This window comes from Streptomyces sp. NPDC102406 (assembly GCF_044765725.1).
In the GTDB taxonomy this organism is placed as follows: Bacteria; Actinomycetota; Actinomycetes; order Streptomycetales; family Streptomycetaceae; genus Streptomyces.
Genome location: NZ_JBIWKP010000001.1, coordinates 1,414,525 through 1,431,156 on the forward strand (window position 1 = coordinate 1,414,525; position 16,632 = coordinate 1,431,156).

16 protein-coding genes are annotated in these 16,632 nt (G+C 73.3%); 6 read left to right on the forward strand and 10 right to left on the reverse strand.

All coding sequences use genetic code 11. The annotated features are described in order from the left end of the window. Window positions 1-57 precede the first annotated feature (57 nt). The 6 genes from lpdA to cobT all read right to left on the reverse strand — a co-directional run bounded on the left by lpdA (window position 58) and on the right by cobT (window position 7,747). Window positions 58-1,446 (reverse strand): dihydrolipoyl dehydrogenase, encoded by a 1,389-nt coding sequence (gene lpdA, locus ACIRF8_RS06500; protein ID WP_404211440.1) that lies wholly within the window; start codon window positions 1,444-1,446, stop codon window positions 58-60. A 290-nt stretch (window positions 1,447-1,736) separates the two neighbouring features. Further along, complete coding sequence (locus ACIRF8_RS06505) at window positions 1,737-3,266, reverse strand: leucyl aminopeptidase (protein ID WP_404211442.1); 1,530 nt, start codon at window positions 3,264-3,266, stop codon at window positions 1,737-1,739. Window positions 3,267-3,337: 71 nt separating this feature from the next. Continuing rightward, window positions 3,338-4,108 (reverse strand): adenosylcobinamide-GDP ribazoletransferase, encoded by a 771-nt coding sequence (gene cobS / locus ACIRF8_RS06510; protein WP_404211444.1) that lies wholly within the window; start codon window positions 4,106-4,108, stop codon window positions 3,338-3,340. A gap of 9 nt (window positions 4,109-4,117) precedes the next feature. Further along, complete coding sequence (locus ACIRF8_RS06515) at window positions 4,118-4,792, reverse strand: hypothetical protein (RefSeq protein ID WP_404211446.1); 675 nt, start codon at window positions 4,790-4,792, stop codon at window positions 4,118-4,120. Next, the gene (locus tag ACIRF8_RS06520; RefSeq protein WP_404212321.1) at window positions 4,792-6,534 is read right to left on the reverse strand and encodes a phosphatidylglycerol lysyltransferase domain-containing protein; all 1,743 of its coding nucleotides are present in this window, start codon (window positions 6,532-6,534) and stop codon (window positions 4,792-4,794) included. The genes ACIRF8_RS06515 and ACIRF8_RS06520 overlap by 1 nt, the downstream gene beginning before the upstream one ends. Before the next feature lie 91 nt (window positions 6,535-6,625). After that, on the reverse strand, window positions 6,626-7,747 hold the full coding sequence (gene cobT / locus ACIRF8_RS06525; protein ID WP_404211447.1) for a nicotinate-nucleotide--dimethylbenzimidazole phosphoribosyltransferase: 1,122 nt from the start codon (window positions 7,745-7,747) through the stop codon (window positions 6,626-6,628). A 231-nt stretch (window positions 7,748-7,978) separates the two neighbouring features. On the opposite strand from cobT, the gene ACIRF8_RS06530 reads away from it, so the two are divergent. Then, complete coding sequence (locus ACIRF8_RS06530) at window positions 7,979-9,061, forward strand: class I SAM-dependent methyltransferase (protein ID WP_404211449.1); 1,083 nt, start codon at window positions 7,979-7,981, stop codon at window positions 9,059-9,061. Window positions 9,062-9,078: 17 nt separating this feature from the next. On the opposite strand, the gene ACIRF8_RS06535 is transcribed toward ACIRF8_RS06530, so the two are convergent. Beyond that, the gene (locus ACIRF8_RS06535; protein WP_404211451.1) at window positions 9,079-10,284 is read right to left on the reverse strand and encodes a bifunctional adenosylcobinamide kinase/adenosylcobinamide-phosphate guanylyltransferase; all 1,206 of its coding nucleotides are present in this window, start codon (window positions 10,282-10,284) and stop codon (window positions 9,079-9,081) included. 93 nt (window positions 10,285-10,377) lie between these two features. Between ACIRF8_RS06535 and ACIRF8_RS06540 the strand changes: the two genes are divergently transcribed. After that, the gene (locus ACIRF8_RS06540; protein WP_404211453.1) at window positions 10,378-10,602 is read left to right on the forward strand and encodes a hypothetical protein; all 225 of its coding nucleotides are present in this window, start codon (window positions 10,378-10,380) and stop codon (window positions 10,600-10,602) included. 49 nt (window positions 10,603-10,651) lie between these two features. Here the strand turns inward: ACIRF8_RS06540 and ACIRF8_RS06545 are convergent, their stop codons facing one another. From ACIRF8_RS06545 to ACIRF8_RS06555, 3 genes are all read right to left on the reverse strand, one after another. Continuing rightward, window positions 10,652-11,734 carry a S1C family serine protease gene (locus ACIRF8_RS06545; RefSeq protein WP_404211455.1) on the reverse strand — a complete coding sequence of 361 codons (1,083 nt, stop codon included), beginning with the start codon at window positions 11,732-11,734 and terminating at the stop codon, window positions 10,652-10,654. Window positions 11,735-11,791: 57 nt separating this feature from the next. Beyond that, window positions 11,792-12,499, reverse strand: a complete 708-nt coding sequence (locus ACIRF8_RS06550) for a class I SAM-dependent methyltransferase (RefSeq protein WP_404212323.1) — start codon at window positions 12,497-12,499, stop codon at window positions 11,792-11,794. 83 nt (window positions 12,500-12,582) lie between these two features. Next, window positions 12,583-13,212 carry a DUF3043 domain-containing protein gene (locus tag ACIRF8_RS06555; protein ID WP_404211457.1) on the reverse strand — a complete coding sequence of 210 codons (630 nt, stop codon included), beginning with the start codon at window positions 13,210-13,212 and terminating at the stop codon, window positions 12,583-12,585. Between the two features lie 230 nt (window positions 13,213-13,442). Between ACIRF8_RS06555 and ACIRF8_RS06560 the strand changes: the two genes are divergently transcribed. The 4 genes from ACIRF8_RS06560 to ACIRF8_RS06575 are packed head-to-tail and all read left to right on the forward strand — an operon-like array spanning window position 13,443 to window position 16,528. Then, window positions 13,443-14,240, forward strand: a complete 798-nt coding sequence (locus tag ACIRF8_RS06560; RefSeq protein WP_404211459.1) for a PspA/IM30 family protein — start codon at window positions 13,443-13,445, stop codon at window positions 14,238-14,240. Between the two features lie 34 nt (window positions 14,241-14,274). Next, on the forward strand, window positions 14,275-14,553 hold the full coding sequence (locus ACIRF8_RS06565) for a hypothetical protein (protein ID WP_404211461.1): 279 nt from the start codon (window positions 14,275-14,277) through the stop codon (window positions 14,551-14,553). Window positions 14,554-14,591: 38 nt separating this feature from the next. Further along, on the forward strand, window positions 14,592-15,821 hold the full coding sequence (locus ACIRF8_RS06570; protein ID WP_404211463.1) for a sensor histidine kinase: 1,230 nt from the start codon (window positions 14,592-14,594) through the stop codon (window positions 15,819-15,821). Next, a complete protein-coding gene (locus tag ACIRF8_RS06575; RefSeq protein WP_404211465.1) occupies window positions 15,818-16,528 on the forward strand; it encodes a response regulator in 711 nt (236 codons plus the stop codon). Before ACIRF8_RS06570 ends, ACIRF8_RS06575 begins: the two co-directional genes overlap by 4 nt. The last annotated feature ends 104 nt before the right edge of the window (window positions 16,529-16,632 follow it).

Below are 16,632 nucleotides of genomic sequence, written 5' to 3' on the forward strand. Positions count from 1 at the left end.
GCGGAAGTCTGTGGTGGTCGGTCGTCGCCGGTCGCGACGCGGTGGCGCGGACGCCGCTCAGTCGTGCGAGTGCAGCGGCTTGCCCGCGAGGGCCAGGTGGGCCTCGCCCATGGCCTCGTTCTGCGTCGGGTGGGCGTGGATGAGCTGGGCGACCTCGGCGGGCAGCGCTTCCCAGTTGTAGATGAGCTGGGCTTCGCCGACCTGCTCGCCCATACGGTCGCCGACCATGTGGACGCCGACCACGGCACCGTCCTTGACCTGGACGAGCTTGATCTCGCCCGCGGTCTTGAGGATCTTGGACTTGCCGTTGCCCGCGAGGTTGTACTTCAGAGCGACGACCTTGTCCGCACCGTAGATCTCCTTGGCCTTGGCCTCGGTGATGCCCACGGAGGCGACCTCGGGGTGGCAGTACGTCACCTTCGGCACGCCGTCGTAGTCGATCGGGACGGTCTTGAGACCGGCCAGGCGCTCCGCCACCAGGATGCCCTCGGCGAAGCCGACGTGCGCGAGCTGGAGCGTCGGGACGAGGTCGCCGACGGCCGAGATCGTCTCCACGTTCGTGCGCATGTACTCGTCGACCAGGACGTAGCCGCGGTCCATGGCGACGCCCTGCTCCTCGTAGCCGAGGCCCTGCGAGACCGGGCCGCGACCGATGGCGACGAGCAGCACCTCGGCCTCGAAGGTCTTGCCGTCGGCGAGGGTCACGCGGACGCCGTCCTGCGTGTACTCGGCCTTCTCGAAGAACGTGCCGAGGTTGAACTTGATGCCGCGCTTGCGGAAGGCGCGCTCAAGAAGCTTGGAGCTGTTCTCGTCCTCGACGGGCACGAGGTGCTTGAGGCCCTCGATGACGGTGACGTCGGTGCCGAAGGACTTCCACGCGGAGGCGAACTCGACGCCGATGACGCCGCCGCCCAGGATGATCGCGGACTGCGGGACGCGGTCCAGCTTCAGCGCGTGGTCCGAGGAGATGATGCGGTTGCCGTCGATCTCCAGGCCCGGCAGCGACTTCGGCACGGAGCCCGTCGCGAGCAGGACGTGACGGCCCTCGACGCGCCGGCCGCCGACGTCCACGGAGGTCGGGGAGGACAGCTTGCCCTCGCCCTCGATGTACGTCACCTTGCGGGAGGCGATCAGCCCCTGGAGGCCCTTGTACAGGCCGGAGATGACGTCGTCCTTGTACTTGTGGACGGCCTCGATGTCGATGCCCTCGAAGGTCGCCTTGACACCGAACTGCTCGCTCTCGCGGGCCTGGTCGGCGATCTCGCCCGCGTGCAGCAGGGCCTTCGTCGGGATGCAGCCGTTGTGCAGGCAGGTGCCGCCGACCTTGCCCTTCTCGATCAGGGCGACGTCGAGACCCAGCTGCGAGGCACGCAGAGCCGCGGCGTAACCGCCGCTGCCACCGCCGAGGATCACTAGGTCGAAAACGGTGCTGGCGTCGTTCGCCACGTCACGTCCTCCATGCATGTGCGCCGTACGCCGGGCGCCCTTTTCCCTTTGGGTGGCGACCGGGCGGCGGCTGGTGTTCGGCCGCTCGTTCTTCGGCCCTGTGGTGGGGCCCTGTCCTGCCGCCCCCCATCCTCGCACTTGTCGAAGGCATGCGGGACGTCGGGCCGGGGTCTGAGACGCCGGTTACACCACGATCAGGTGCGGCAGAGGTGACATAACCCGGGGATTCAGTCGAAAGCGAACGGCCCCCGTGCGTCGCACCGGGGCCGTTCCTCCACGTCGGGAACGGGTCAGCCGAGGTCGCCCGCGGCCGTGCGCTCCGCGAGGCGGACCAGCGTACGGACGGCCGAACCGGTGCCGCCCTTGGGCGTGTAGCCGAACGGGCCGCCCTCGTTGAACGCCGGGCCCGCGATGTCGAGGTGGGCCCATGTGATGCCCTCGCCGACGAACTCCTTGAGGAAGAGACCGGCGACCAGGCCGCCGCCCATCCGCTCACCCATGTTGGCGATGTCGGCGGTGGGGGAGTCCATGCCCTTGCGCAGGTCGGCGGGGAGCGGCATCGGCCACGCGGGCTCGCCGACCTCCTCCGCGATCTCGTGGATCGACGTGCGGAAGGCGTCGTCGTTGGCCATGATCCCGTACGTCCGGTTGCCGAGCGCGAGGACCATGGCGCCGGTCAGGGTCGCCACGTCGATGATCGCGTCCGGGTTCTCCTCGGAGGCCTTGGCGAGTGCGTCGGCCAGGACCAGGCGGCCCTCGGCGTCCGTGTTGAGCACCTCGACCGTCTTGCCGGAGTACATGCGCAGCACGTCACCGGGGCGGGTGGCGGAGCCGGACGGCATGTTCTCGGCGAGCGCGAGCCAGCCGGTGACGTTCACGTCGAGCTTGAGGCGGGCCGCGGTGACGACGGCGGCGAACACGGCGGCGGCGCCGGCCATGTCGCACTTCATCGTCTCGTTGTGCCCGGCCGGCTTCAGCGAGATGCCGCCCGAGTCGTACGTGATGCCCTTGCCGACGAAGGCGAGGTGCTTGTCGGCCTTGGAGCTCGTGTACGAGAGCTTCACCAGGCGCGGGCCCGACGCGGAACCGGCGCCGACGCCGAGGATGCCGCCGTAGCCGCCCTTGACGAGGGCCTTCTCGTCGAGGACCTGCACCTTGATGCCGTGTTCCTTGCCCGCGGCCTGGGCGACGGCGGCGAAGGCCTCGGGGTTGAGGTCGTTCGGCGGGGTGTTGACCAGGTCGCGGGCGCGGTTGAGCTCCTCGGCCAGCGCGGTCGCGCGCTCGATCTCCGCCTTGTACGCCTTGTCGCGCGGCTTGCCGCCCAGCAGGGCCACCTCGGCGAGGGGCGCCTTGCCGTTCTTCGGGTCCTTGGCGGACTCCTTGTAGGCGTCGAAGGAGTACGCGCCGAGCAGCGCGCCCTCGGCGATCACACCGGCGTCCGCGGCGTCCTCGACCGGCAGCGCGAACGCGGCCTTCTTCGCGCCGCTGAGGGCGCGGGCGGCGACACCGGCGGCGCGGCGCAGCGACTCGGCGTCGTACACCTCACCGTCGTCGGCCTTCGCGGGCAGGGCACCGAGACCGACCGCCAGCACGACCGGCGCCTTGAAGCCGGAGGGCGCGGGGAGCTTGGTCACCTCGCCCTCGCCGCCTGCGGCGCCGAGGGTCTCCAGGACGGAGGCGAGCTTGCCGTCGTACGCCTTGTCCACGGCCTCCGCGCCGGGCGCTACGACCAGGCCCTTGTCGCCCTTGGCGACGCCGACGACGATGGCGTCGACGCGCAGGCCGCTGGCCGCGGCGGTGCTGAGAGTCAGAGCAGTCACGGTGGTGAGGTCCCTCTTTCGTTGGTACGGGGTGGTGGGTGAGCCCGGGGCGAGCCTACGCCCGACGGGCCTCAGCCGAGGGCCAGGGTCACCAGCGCCGCCGTCGCCGCCGTCTCGGCCACCGCCCCGAACACGTCTCCCGTCACCCCGCCGAACCGGCGCACGCAGTGCCGCAGCAGCAGCTCGGCGGCCCCGCAGCCCAGGACGACGGCGAGCGCCGCCCAGAGCGAGAACGGCGCCGCCACCGCCACGGTCACCGCGCCCACGAGCAGCGCGGCCCGGGGCGACACGGTCTCGGCGACGACCGCGCCGAGCCCCTCGGGGCGGGCGGCGGGCACCCCGGTGCGGGAGGCGAAGGTCAGGGCGAGGCGGGCCGTCACCGCGCAGACGCCCGCCGCGAGGGCGCCCCTGGCCCAGGAGTGCGCGTACAGCTCGGCGAGGACGGCGACCTGGGCGAGCAGGACGAGGACGAGGGTCACGACGCCGAACGGGCCGATGTCCGACTGCTTCATGATCCTCAGCGCGTCCGGTGCGGCCTTGCCGCTGCCCAGGCCGTCCGCGACGTCCGCGAGCCCGTCGAGGTGCAGACCCCTGGTGAGCGCGGCGGGCACGGCGACGGAGGCCACGGCGGCCGGCAGGGAGCCCGCCCCGAGGAGGGTCAGCGCCCCGCCGAGCGTGCCCGCGCCGAGCCCGACGACCAGGCCGGCCAGCGGGGCGCACAGCATGCCGGCGCGGGCCGCGTCGCGGTCCCAGCGGGTGACGGTGACGGGCAGGACGGTGAGGGTGCCGAAGGCGAAACGTATGCCGTCGGCGAGGGCGGCGCGGGAGCTTGTTGCGGACACCGGGGGAGGTTATCCCGCGGCGCACGGGCGCACGCGCGGCCGGTGGCGTACCGCGCGCAGCGCGCACAGGGCGAGCACGGCGGCGAGGGCGGCCAGGTGCTCCTTGCCCGCCAGGTTCGGCTTGAGCGCGCACTCGGCGATCATCGCGGCGACGACCAGGGCGCCGGTGCGGCGGGCCCGGTGGCGCCAGCACACGTACACCGCGAGGCCGACGACCGCCGCCGAGGGGCCGGTGTCCACGACCCGCGCGTCCGACGCGGGCAGGCCGAGGGGGCTCCCGGGGCCGAGCAGGACGCCGAGCCGCGCGTACAGCGTGCCGGCGAGCGTGGCGGCGTAGGCGACGGCGAGGGCGCGCCACCGGCCGAGGCAGAGCTCCGCGACGCCGAACACCAGCAGGAGCTGGGCGAGCGCGCCCCAGACGGGCAGGTCGAGCGCCGGGACGAACAGGGACAGCGGGGTGCGCGCCAGGGCGGCCCACAGCGGGTCCTCGGCGCGGACCGAGCCGATGTCCTGCACGAACCGGTAGCCCCAGGGCTGGTTCTGCGCGTACTGGAACGCCGCTGTCAGGCACACCGCGGTCAGCGTGAGCGGGATCGCCCGCCACCCGCGCCCGCGAAGCCGCTCGCCCGCGACGGCGACGAGCGGTCCCCACTCCGTACGCGCCCACGCGCGCGTGGTGCCCATCAGCGGTGCTCCAGGCGTCTGCGGCGCAGCCATCTCGGCAGGCCGGGGACGTCGAGGAAGCCTTCGGCGCGGGCCGACGCGATCCCGATGCGCGGCAGGTCGGCGCTCTTCTCGAAGAGCAGGAAGCGGGGCTCCCAGGCGGGCCGGTACTTGGCGTTGGCCCGGTACAGCGACTCGATCTGCCACCACCGGGAGAAGAAGCCGAGGAGCGAGCGCCACAGGCGCAGGACGGGGCCCGCGCCGAGCCGGGAGCCGCGTTCGAAGACGGAGCGGAACATCGCGAAGTTGAGCGAGACCTGGGTGACGCCGATCTCGGGGGCGCGCCGCAGGAGTTCGATGACGAGGAACTCCATCAACCCGTTCTCGGCGTTCCGGTCGCGCCGCATCAGATCGAGGGACAGGCCGCGCGGACCCCACGGCACGAAGGAGAGCACTGCTCTCAACTCGCCGTTCCCGTCGCTGCATTCGAGCATCACGCACTGCCCGTCGGCCGGGTCGCCCAGGCGGCCGAGCGCCATCGAGAAGCCGCGTTCGGTGGGCCCGTCGCGCCACTCCTCGGCCCGCCGCAGAAGGTGCGCCATCTCCTCCCCGGGGATGGTCCCGTGGCGGCGGACCCGGACCGTGTACCCCGCGCGCCCGACGCGGTGGTAGGCCTGGCGGACGGAGCGCATGGCCCGTCCCTCCAGGGTGAACCCGCCGGTCTCCACAATGGCCTCGTCGCCGAGTTCGAGGGCGTCCAGGCCGTGCCGGGCGTAGACGGTGCCCGCCTCCTCGCTCGCGCCCATCACGGCCGGGCGCCAGCCGTGCACCCGCGCCTCGGCGAGCCAGGGTTCGATGGCGCCGGGCCATGCCTCGGGATCGCCGATCGGGTCGCCCGAGGCCAGCGAGACCCCGCCGAGCACCCGGTACGTCACGGCGGCCTTGCCCGTCGGTGACCACACGACGCTCTTCTCGCGGCGCAGCGCGAAGTAGCCGAGGGAGTCGCGTGCGCCGCCCTTGTCGAGCAGGGCGCGCAGCCTCGACTCGTCCTCGGGGGCGAGCGGGTCGACGGCCCTGCGGCAGCGGAACGCGGCGTGGACGACGGCGACCAGCAGCACCGTGGAGAGGACGTTGATGGCGATGCCGACCCAGTGCGGGGTGGTGATGCCCGGGGGGCGGGAGCCGTCCGTGGCGACCGAGACGAGGCGCAGGGTGCCGTACCGCCAGCGGTCGAGGAACGTCGAGCGATGGGCGCCGGGGGACTGGTCGACGAGCGTGACCAGGAGGGTCGCGAGGAGCGAGGTGACCAGCAGACCACCGGCCGCGACCGCCGCCGCCAGCTTGGGGTTCGAGCGGTCGCCCTTCGCGTAGAACTCGCGGCGGCCGAGGAGCAGGGCGAGGACGAACGCGGCGGTCAGCGCGAGCGAGACCCAGTTCTGCGCGAACCGCCGTACCTCCGGGAAGCACATCACGACGGCGAACAGCAGCAGGAACAGGCCGCTCAGGACGAGGTTGAGGAGCCAGGCCGCGCGTTTGCGGCGGCCCATGGTGAGCGCCAGGAACCAGGTGACGACGGCGGAGGAGAAGCCCGCCGCGAGCAGGTACGGGGTGAAGCAGTCCGCCGAGTTGTGGCGGCGCAGGTCCTGGCCGAAGGAGACCCATACGGCGCTGAGCAGGTTGAGGAAGGTGACGACCCGGAGGTACCAGACCGTGCAGTTCGCGGCGCGCCGTGACATCGGTGTGCTGGTCCGTGGCTCTCCCATGACGCCCATGATGGGGAGCATATGGTCGATTTAGGGCGATATCGGGTCGGCGTCGCCGTGCGGGGCGCCACCGACCCGGATCACCGTGCCGCTACACCCCGGCGCCACCCGCGTGGTCAGGCTCAGCGCCCTCAGCGCCCTCGGTGTCGGAACCGTCGCCCTGCGCCCGCTCCGCCTCCGGGAGTTCCGCCGCGAGCGAGGCCGCGGCCTGCACCAGCGGCAGCGCCAGCAGTCCGCCCGTGCCCCCGCCCACCCGTACGCCCTGGTCGAGCAGCGGCTCCATGGCCATCCGGTCCAGCGCCTTGGCCTGGGCGGGCTCGCCGCTGGTGTGCCCGGCCAGCCACCAGTCCGGCGCCCGGAACGCGACCCGCTGCCCGACCAGCGCGCAGGCCGCCGACACGACACCGTCCAGGATCACCGGCATGCGGCGCACCGCCGCCTGGAGCAGGAAGCCGGTCGCGGCCGCCAGGTCCGCCCCGCCGACCGTGGCGAGGAGCTGCACCTGATCGCCCAGGACCGGCCTCGCCCGGCGCAGCGCGTCCCGCACCGCCGCGCACTTGCGCATCCACGCCAGGTCGTCGATGGGGTCACCGCCGCGCCCCGTGACGACGGAGGCGTCGGTCCCGCACAGCGCCGCGACGAGCGTGGCCGCCGCCGTGGTGCCGCCCACGCTGAGGTCGCCGAGCACCACCAGATCCGTACCCGAGTCGGCCTCCTCGTCGGCGATCGCCATGCCCGCGCGGAACGCCGCCTCCGCCTCCTGCGGGGTCAGCGCGTCCTCGATGTCGATGCGCCCGGAGCCGCGCCGCACCCGGTGGCCCGCGACGTCCGCGGGCAGTTCGCCGGGGTCGCAGTCGAGCGCCATGTCGACGATCCGTACGCCGACGCCGAGCCGCCGGGCGAGCACCGCGCCGGTGCTCGCGCCCTCGACGGCCTCGCGGACCAGCGCGGCGGCGGTGCCCGCGGCCCGCTTCGACACGCCGAGGCGGGCGATGCCGTGGTCACCGGCGAAGAGGATCACGCGCGGCCGGGCGAGCGGGCGCACCGGCACGGACCCCTGGGCGGCGCTGAGCCACTCGCCCAGTTCGTCGAGGCGGCCGAGTGCGCCGGGCGGCACGGCGAGCCGGGCCCTGCGCTCCTCGGCGTCGCGGCGGGTGCCGCCGTCGGGGCGCTCGATCAGGTCGGTGAAGTCGTCGAGATTCAGCGAGCTCATTCGCCGAACAGTACCGGCCGGGCGCCTCCCGGGCCCCTGGCGTCCCTGGGGTCCCGGCCGCCCCTGACGGGCTGTCACGTGATGCGACCCACCGACTCCGCAGCGTCATTGCATGGCGCCTGACGATCGCTTACGTTCATATATGCGCTGATTGTCATACTTTCCTGGCACTCTCAGTGCCCCTTCTCGTACCCCTCTCGCACCGCGGCGGCTTCAGGAGATGACGGAGACATGCCCCCCAGAGTCCAGGCCGTGGCCGATCGCCGCCCCGCCCACCTCAGCGAACTCGCCCGGGGCACCGAGCGCTTCCACGAACCGCCCCGCCACGACTGCCCCTGGTGCGGCTCCATCAGGCTGCACACCCGGCCGCACACCCGGCTGCGCACCGCCGACCCGCTCCGGCACAGGCCCGGCACCTTCACCGTCGACCAGTGCGGGGCCTGCGGCCACGCGTTCCAGAACCCCCGGCTGACCCCCGAGGGCCTGGACCTCCACCACCGCGCCTTCCACGACCGCCTGCACGCCGGACAGGCCGAGAAGATCTTCCGGGCGCAGCACTCCGTCGAGCGGTACCGGCGCGCCGCCCGCGCGCTGACCCGGTTCGCCGAGCCGGAGAGCTGGCTGGACGTCGGCACAGGCCGTGGCCGCTTCCCCGCGGTGGCCAGGAAAGTGCTGCCGTACACGGCGTTCGACGGCCTCGACATCGGGCCCGGCGTCGAGGAGGCCCGCAGACGGGGCCGCGTCGAGGAGGCCCACCGCGGCTTCCTTACGGACCTGGCCGGCGAACTCGTGGGCCGCTACGACGCGATGAGCATGTTCCACTACCTGGAGCACGCCCTCGACCCGCGCGCGGAGCTCAAGGCCGCCCACCGCGTCCTGCGCCCCGGCGGCCACCTCATGATCGAGGCCCCCGACCCGGAGAGCCGCTGCGCCAAGCTCCTGCGCACGTGGTGGATGCCGTACTCCCAGCCGCGGCACCTGCACCTCATCCCGCTCGCCAACCTCCGCGCCGAGCTGGCGGGACTCGGCTACACGGTCGTCGCCGTCGACCGCCGCGAACCCCACGTCCCCCTCGACCTGTCGGCCGCCTGCGCCCTGTTCCTCGGCCACTTCCTGCCCCGCGCGGACGATTCCCGGCGCGCCGAGGCCCCCGGCGCCCTCAAGCGCGGACTGCGCCGCTCACTGTCCTCCGCGGCGGCCCCGGCCTTCGCCGCCTGCCAGGGCGCCGACCGACTGCTGGCCCCGCTGGCCGGCCGGACCCGGTTCTCCAACACCTACCGGATCATCGCCCGCCGCAACCCCGCCCCCACCTGACCCCGCGCGCCCCGCCGTCAGCCGCGCAGCGCGAGCGCCTGCCCCGCGACGACCAGCAGCACCTGCTCGCACTCACCCGCGAACGCGGCGTTCAGGCGGCCCAGTTCGTCCCGGTAGCGACGCCCGGACGCCGTCGCCGGAACGATCCCGGAGCCGACCTCGTTGGAGACGGCGACGACGGTGCGGCGCGTGCGCCGCACGCCGTCCACCAGCTCCGCCACCTTCGCGCGCAGCGCCTTCTCGCCGCCGCCCGCCCACTCCGCGTCGTCCCAGGCCCCCACCTCGTCCATAGCGTACGTCAGCCACAACGACAGGCAGTCCACGAGCAGCGGCGCCGGGTCCGCCGCGTCCGCGAGCAGCGGCAGGAGGTCGCAGGTCTCGGCGGTGCGCCACGACCCCGGCCGCCGCTCGCGGTGCGCACTGACCCGCCGCGCCCACTCCGAGTCCCCGCCCCGCGTCCCCCCGGTCGCGACGTACAGCACGTCGGGGAAGGCCGCGAGGCGCCGCTCCGCCTCCAGCGACTTCCCGGACCGCGCCCCGCCGAGCACCAGCGTCCTGCGCGGCACGTCGGGCACGCTCTCGTACGACCCCACGTCCAGCGTCGTCCCGTCCGGCACGGCCCGGGCGCCCGCCGCCGCGAGCCGCCGGTCGAGCTCGGGGCCCGGCGGCACGTCGTGGTCCAGGTGGACGGCGACGACGTCGGTGGTCGGGCCGACCGCGCCCGCCGCCCGCAGCCGCGCCAGCGCGTCGGGCCGCCCGATCACGTCCAGGACGACCATCTCGTACGGGCTCCGCGCCTCCTTCGGCCCCGCGACCGCGGCGCCCGGCGGCAGATACAGCAGCCGCCCGCCCTCGGGCCCCACCACCTCGTACCCGGTGCCGGGCGCGTCCAGGGCGAGTGCCCGGACCCGGTGGCCGGTCAGCAGCGCCAGCTCCCGGCCGTCCGGCACCCGCCCCGGCTGCGGCAGCCCGGCCGGCACCTCCACCGCGGGCCCGTCGTGCGGATGCGAGAGCAGCACCTGCCGTACGCCGCCGAGACTGTGCCCCGCGCGGGCCGCGGCGAACACGGCGCCCGGGGTCAGATCGAGCAGCAGCGCCCCGTCGACCAGCACGGCTGTCGCGGCGCGGGAGCCGGGGCCGAGCGCGGTCGCACAGGCGGCGCAGGGGCAGTCGGGGCGGGGCAGTCCTTCGGGGGCACCGGTGCCGAGCAGAGTCAGTTCCACGGGAAGATCCTCCCGCGCCCCCGCCCGGGCCGCGCGCCCGGCTACGCTTCCAGGGACATCCACGACGACGGACATCCGGTACGGGAGGCTGACATGGCGGCATGGACGTGGCGGTTCGAGAAGTCCGACGGGACGGAGGTGGCCCCCGCGGTGCAGCCCGAGGAGTTCACGACGCAGGGCGACGCCGAGTCCTGGATCGGCGAGCACTGGAAGGCGCTCGCGGAGGGCGGCGCGGACCAGGTCACCCTCTCCGAGGACAGCACGGTGATCTACGGCCCGATGAGCCTGCACGCGGAGGACGCGGCCGCGCAGAACTGACCGGCGACGGTCGGGCGGGGGCCGCGTTCCGGTCCCCGCCCCACCGCGTTCAGATCTCGCCGAGCGTGACGTCCGCCTTCTTCTCCGCCCCGTCCCGGCTGTACGTCACCGCGACCTCGTCGCCGGGCTTCTTCCCGGCCAGCGCCTCCGACAGCGACTGCATCGTCGTCACGTCGGTCCCCTCGAACCGGGTGACGATGTCCCCGGGCTCGATCCCGGCCTTCGCCGCGCCGCCGCCGTCCGTCACGGTGACCACCGCGACCCCGGCCGGCCGGTAGCCGTCGCCGAGCACCGTGCGCCCGGCGATCCCGAGCGCCGCCCGCCCCGAGTCCGTCACCTCGCCCTTCTCGATCACCTGATCGGCGACGGTCGTGACCATCGACGCGGGGATCGCGAAGCCGATGCCGGGCGCCGAACCGTTGCCGAGGCTCGGGTCGGTCGCCGCGAGCGTCGGGATGCCGATGACCTCGCCGTCCAGGTTCACCAGCGCGCCCCCGCTGTTGCCCGGGTTGATCGCGGCGGAGGTCTGCACCATGTTGGCGATGGTCGCCCCGGTGCCGCCGCCCGACCGGCCCTCGCTCACCGTGCGGCCGGTCGCCGAGACGATGCCCTGGGTGACGCTGGAGGAGAGCCCGAGCGGCGACCCCATCGCCAGCGTGATCTGCCCGACCGCCACCTTCGCCGAGTCCCCGAACCGCGCCGCCCTCAGCCCCTCCGGCAGCTTCTCCAGCTTGATGACGGCGAGGTCCTGGTCCGGGTACGCGTAGACGAGGCGCGCGGTGAGTTCGTCCGTGCTGTTGGTGGTCGTGACCTTGAACGTCCGCTCGTCGCCGACCACATGGGCGTTGGTCACGATGTGGCCCCGGTCGTCGTAGACGACCCCCGAGCCGAGATCGGACGACGCCTGGATCTGCACGACCGAGGGCAGGACTTCCTTGATGACCTTCTGGTAGTCGTCCTGGAGGGTGTCGGCCGCCGCCGGTGCCGCCTGGGTGGTGGACCCGGACGGGCCGGACGCGCCGGCCCCCGAGCAGCCCGGGACGAGCGCCACGACGCACAGGACGGCGCTCAGCGGCAGAGCGGCACGGAGGACAGGGGGAGTACGGCGAGCACGCGCACGGGAGACATCCATGCCCGGATTGTCGCGTTCGCCCCGCGCGGTCGCCCGCCCCGCGCCGCCGAACAGGCGTCAGCCGCGGACCCCGCACAGATGCAACAGCGCCGCGACCTGCCGGTACGGATCGGTACGCCCGGCCCGCTCCTCCGCGGCCAGCAGCGTCCCCAGCTCCTCGCGCTCCGGGAGCCGCGCCCCGTCCCCCGCCTGGTCGGTGAAGACCCGCACCCCGTACCAGGCGTGCAGCGGCGCCCCGATCCCGGCGAGCGTCGCCGTCAGGGCCGAGAGCCGGTCCGCCCGGACATCGAGCCCGAGGCGGTTGTGGTACTTCGCCGAGTCGAAGGCACCGAGCGCGGTGACCCAGTCACCGGCGAGCCCGGGCCGCATGGCCAGCGCGTCCGCGTTCCGTACGAGCAGCGAGAGCAGCCCGCCGGGGGCCAGCATCCGCGCCAGACCCGCGAGCAGCGCGTCCGGGTCCTCGACGTACATCAGGACCCCGTGGCACAGCACGACGTCGAAGCTGCCGGGCAGGAAGTGGACGCCCGTGTCCCGGCCGTCGCCCTCGACGACCTGCACCCGCTCGCGCACGCCCTCGGGCTCCGCCGCGAGCGCCTGGCGCGCCGCGGCGATCATCGCGGCGTCCCGCTCGATGCCGGTCACCTTGTGTCCGGCGCGCGCCAGGCGCAGCGCCTGCGTGCCCTGGCCCATGCCCACGTCGAGCACCCGCAGCCGCTGCCCGACGGGGAACCGGCCGGCTATCTGCTCGTCGAGCTGCCGGGCCACCAACTCCTGCCGTACGACATTGCGCACGCCGCCCAGCCCCGCGAGCCAGGCGCCCGGCGCGTCACCGGCGAAAGCCTCCGTGCTCAGGGTCGCTCCCCGCGCTTGACCTGCGGCTTGGGCAGACGGAGCCGCTTCATCTGGAGCGTGCGCATCAGGGCGTACGCGACGGCACCCTTGCGGCGCTCGTCGGGGAACTTCTCCGCCAGCTTCTTCTTCAGCCGGAAGCCGGTCACGGCCGAGTCGATCACGATAGCGACGATCACGAAGAGCCAGAGCAGCAGCGCGATGTTCTGGAGCGAGCCGACCCGGACCATGCTCAGGACGAGGATGATCACCGCCATCGGCAGGAAGTACTCGGCGATGCAGAACCGCGAGTCGACGAAGTCACGCGCGTACTTGCGCACGGGCCCCTTGTCGCGAGTCGGCAGATAGCGCTCGTCACCGTTGGCCAGAGCGGCGCGCTGGCGCTCCATCGCGGTGCGCCGCTCCTCGCGCTGACGGGAGCGCGCCTCCTTCGGCGACATCTTGGTGTTGGCCACGCTGCGGCGCTGCGACTGGGCCGCGCTGCGCTTGGGCGTGGGGCGGCCCTTGGGCGCCTGCGGGTCTCGGGTCTGCGTGGACGAGGAGGTCACCGGGGCCTTGGCGGCGGGGGCCTTGTCATCCTTGGATCGGCTACGGAACACAAAAGCCAAGGGTACGCGGTGGTCGTGCATGGACCACAGGGCCGTGGGGAACGATCCGGCAACACCCTGCGTCCATAGAGGCACATAGGGGCACACCTACTCCCTACGCCGGAGCGGGACAGCACGCAGTCGTCCTTGGGGATGAGCGCATCCGCACCTGAACAGTGCGGTAATAGATGCAGGACCCGTACTGTGGATTCTGTCGCAGTGCTGGAGCTGGAACGGCCGGTCGGATCTTCAGAAGGGGGCGCGCGAAGCCCATGAGCGGTGTCATGAAGCGTATGGGGATGATCTTCCGCGCGAAGGCGAACAAGGCCCTTGACCGGGCCGAGGACCCGCGCGAGACCCTCGATTACTCGTACCAGAAGCAGCTCGAGCTGTTGCAGAAGGTGCGCCGCGGCGTCGCCGACGTGGCGACCAGCCGCAAGCGCCTGGAACTCCAGCTCAACCAGCTCCAGGGCCAGTCCTCCAAGCTGGAGGACCAAGGCCGCAAGGCGCTCGCCCTCGGCCGCGAGGACCTGGCCCGCGAGGCGCTCTCCCGTCGCGCCGCGCTCCAGCAGCAGGTCACGGACCTGGAGACGCAGCACCAGACGCTCCAGGGCGAGGAGGAGAAGCTCACCCTCGCGGCGCAGCGGCTCCAGGCCAAGGTGGACGCCTTCCGCACGAAGAAGGAGACCATCAAGGCCACCTACACGGCGGCACAGGCCCAGACCCGGATCGGCGAGGCGTTCTCCGGCATCTCCGAGGAGATGGGCGACGTCGGCATGGCGATCCAGCGGGCCGAGGACAAGACGGCGCAGCTCCAGGCGCGGGCCGGCGCCATCGACGAGCTGCTCGCCTCCGGCGCCCTGGACGACTCCTCCGGGCTCGCCAAGGACGACATCCAGAGCGAGCTGGACCGCCTCTCCGGTGGTACGGATGTAGAGCTGGAGCTCCAGCGCATGAAGGCCGAGCTGGCCGGTGGCTCCTCCTCGTCGCAGACGGCGATCGAGGGCGGCGCCGGACAGGGCCAGCAGGCGCAGGCGCCCCAGGACACCCCGCGCTTCGACAAGCAGTGACATCTCAGGCGGCAGCGGCTCACAGGAGGGCGTCATGATCGTACGGATCATGGGGGAGGGCCAGGTGAGGCTGGCCGACGGCCACGTCACCGAACTCGACAAGCTCGACGACGAACTGCTCCAGGAGATCGAGAGCGGCGACGAGGCCGGCTTCCGGCGCACCCTCGCCGCGCTCCTCGAAGCCGTCCGCCGCCTCGGCGAGCCGCTTCCCGACGACGCGCTGGAGCCCTCGGAGCTGATCCTCCCCGGGCCCGACGCGACGCTGGACGAGGTCCGCTCCATGCTCAGCGACGACGGCCTGATCCCGGGCTGACCCGGACCGCGGCACAGAGGGCGGTTACCGTGACGCCGGTGACCCCCCTCGTACGGTGGGCCAGGACGCATCCGCTGGCCCTGGACGCCCTCGTCGCCCTCGGCGTTCTCCTCGCCATGGTCGCCGGTTCCTTCGTGGACCCGCACGGCCCCGACGGCGCGTACGTCTGGGGAGCCCGTACCCCGGACGGGCTCAGCCTCCTGCTCATGGTGCTCGGCGCCGGCGCGCTGGTCTTCCGGCGCCTCGCGCCCATGTACGTCCTCGCGGCGACGTCGGCCGTCTCCCTCGTGGAGCTGATCACCGGCGAACCCCGCGCCCCCGTCGTGATGTCCGCCGTCGTCGCGCTCTACACGGTCGCCGCCACCACCGACCGCCCCACCACCTGGCGCGTGGGCCTCGCCACCATGGCCCTGCTCACCGGCATCGCCATGTTCGTCGGCCCCCTGCCCTGGTACGCCCAGGAGAACATCGGCATCTTCGCGTGGACCGGGATGGCCGCCGCCGCCGGGGACGCGGTCCGCTCGCGGCGCGCCTTCGTCCAGGCCATCCGGGAGCGCGCCGAGCGGGCCGAGCGCACCCGGGAGGAAGAGGCACGGCGGCGCGTCGCCGAGGAGCGGCTGCGCATCGCCCGCGACCTGCACGACGTCGTCGCCCACCACATCGCGCTCGTCAACGTGCAGGCCGGGGTCGCCGCGCACGTCATGGACAAGCGGCCCGACCAGGCGAAGGAAGCCCTCGGCCACGTCCGCGAGGCCAGCCGCTCCGCGCTCGGCGAACTCCGCGCCACCGTCGGCCTGCTGCGGCAGAGCGGCGACCCCGAGGCCCCGACCGAACCGGCGCCGGGACTCGACCGGCTCGACGACCTCGTCGCCACCTTCCGCCACGCGGGCCTGCCCGTCGAGGTGGCCCGCTCCGTATCCGCCCCCGCGCTGCCCGCCGCCGTCGACCTGGCCGCCTTCCGCGTCGTGCAGGAAGCGCTCACCAACGTGCGCAAACACGCGGGCCCCGACGCGAAGGCCGAGGTCAGCGTCGTGCGCGTGGGACGCGACGTGGAGGTCTCGATCCTCGACAACGGACCCGGCACCGACCCCGAGGCCCCCGACCGGCCGGACGAGAACGGCGGCCACGGCCTGCTCGGCATGCGCGAACGCGTCAGCGCGCTCGGCGGCACCCTCACCGCGGGACCGCGCTACGGCGGCGGTTTCCGCGTCCATGCGATCCTTCCGGTCGACGCCCGCACCACCGACCCCAAGGACGCCACGCGATGACGAGCGCCACCAGCGCCACCAGCGGCACGATCAGGGTGTTGCTCGCCGACGACCAGGCCCTGCTGCGCAGCGCCTTTCGCGTCCTCGTGGATTCCGAGGCCGACATGGAGGTGGTCGGCGAGGCGTCCGACGGCGCGGAGGCGGTCCGCCTCGCCCGCTCGGAGCGGCCCGACGTCGTCCTCATGGACATCCGGATGCCCGGCACCGACGGCCTCGCCGCGACCCGGGAGATCAGCGCCGACCCCGAACTCGCCCACGTACGCGTCGTCATGCTGACGACGTTCGAGGTCGACGAGTACGTGGTGCAGTCGCTGCGGGCAGGTGCCTCGGGATTCCTCGGCAAGGGCGCCGAACCCGATGAACTCCTCGGCGCCGTGCGCGTCGCGGCGGCCGGTGACGCCCTGCTGTCGCCCGTCGCGACCAAGGGCCTGATCGCCAAGTTCCTGGCACAGAGCGACGCTTCGGACGACGCGCGCGCGGGCGCCCACGCGGAACGGCTCGCCGCGCTCACCGGACGCGAGCGTGAGGTCCTGGTCCAGGTCGCGGGCGGCCACTCCAACGACGAGATCGCCGAACGCCTGGAGGTCAGCCCGCTCACCGTCAAGACCCATGTGAACCGGGCCATGGCCAAGCTCGGCGCCCGCGACCGCGCCCAACTCGTCGTGATTGCCTACGAATCGGGCCTGGTCCGCCCAAGGGTGGAGTGATCGCGGCGGCGTACGTACTACGGGCGCAGTAGGCGGGCGGCGAGAACGGGACCTGGGAGCGACGAAACCGGTCGTTCCCGTGGCCCAGGGTGTAAGCGGGCCTC

Bases quoted from the DNA above. Each gene is read 5' to 3' on its own strand.
- ACIRF8_RS06575 (WP_404211465.1), top strand. From the start codon at position 15,818: ATGACGAGCGCCACCAGCGCCACCAGCGGCACGATCAGGGTGTTGCTC.
- ACIRF8_RS06540 (WP_404211453.1), top strand. From the start codon at position 10,378: ATGGCGGCATGGACGTGGCGGTTCGAGAAGTCCGACGGGACGGAGGTG.
- ACIRF8_RS06555 (WP_404211457.1), bottom strand. From the start codon at position 13,212: ATGCACGACCACCGCGTACCCTTGGCTTTTGTGTTCCGTAGCCGATCC.
- ACIRF8_RS06515 (WP_404211446.1), bottom strand. From the start codon at position 4,792: ATGGGCACCACGCGCGCGTGGGCGCGTACGGAGTGGGGACCGCTCGTC.
- ACIRF8_RS06520 (WP_404212321.1), bottom strand. From the start codon at position 6,534: ATGGGAGAGCCACGGACCAGCACACCGATGTCACGGCGCGCCGCGAAC.
- cobT (WP_404211447.1), bottom strand. From the start codon at position 7,747: ATGAGCTCGCTGAATCTCGACGACTTCACCGACCTGATCGAGCGCCCC.
- ACIRF8_RS06530 (WP_404211449.1), top strand. From the start codon at position 7,979: ATGCCCCCCAGAGTCCAGGCCGTGGCCGATCGCCGCCCCGCCCACCTC.
- ACIRF8_RS06565 (WP_404211461.1), top strand. From the start codon at position 14,275: ATGATCGTACGGATCATGGGGGAGGGCCAGGTGAGGCTGGCCGACGGC.
- ACIRF8_RS06545 (WP_404211455.1), bottom strand. From the start codon at position 11,734: ATGGATGTCTCCCGTGCGCGTGCTCGCCGTACTCCCCCTGTCCTCCGT.
- ACIRF8_RS06560 (WP_404211459.1), top strand. From the start codon at position 13,443: ATGAGCGGTGTCATGAAGCGTATGGGGATGATCTTCCGCGCGAAGGCG.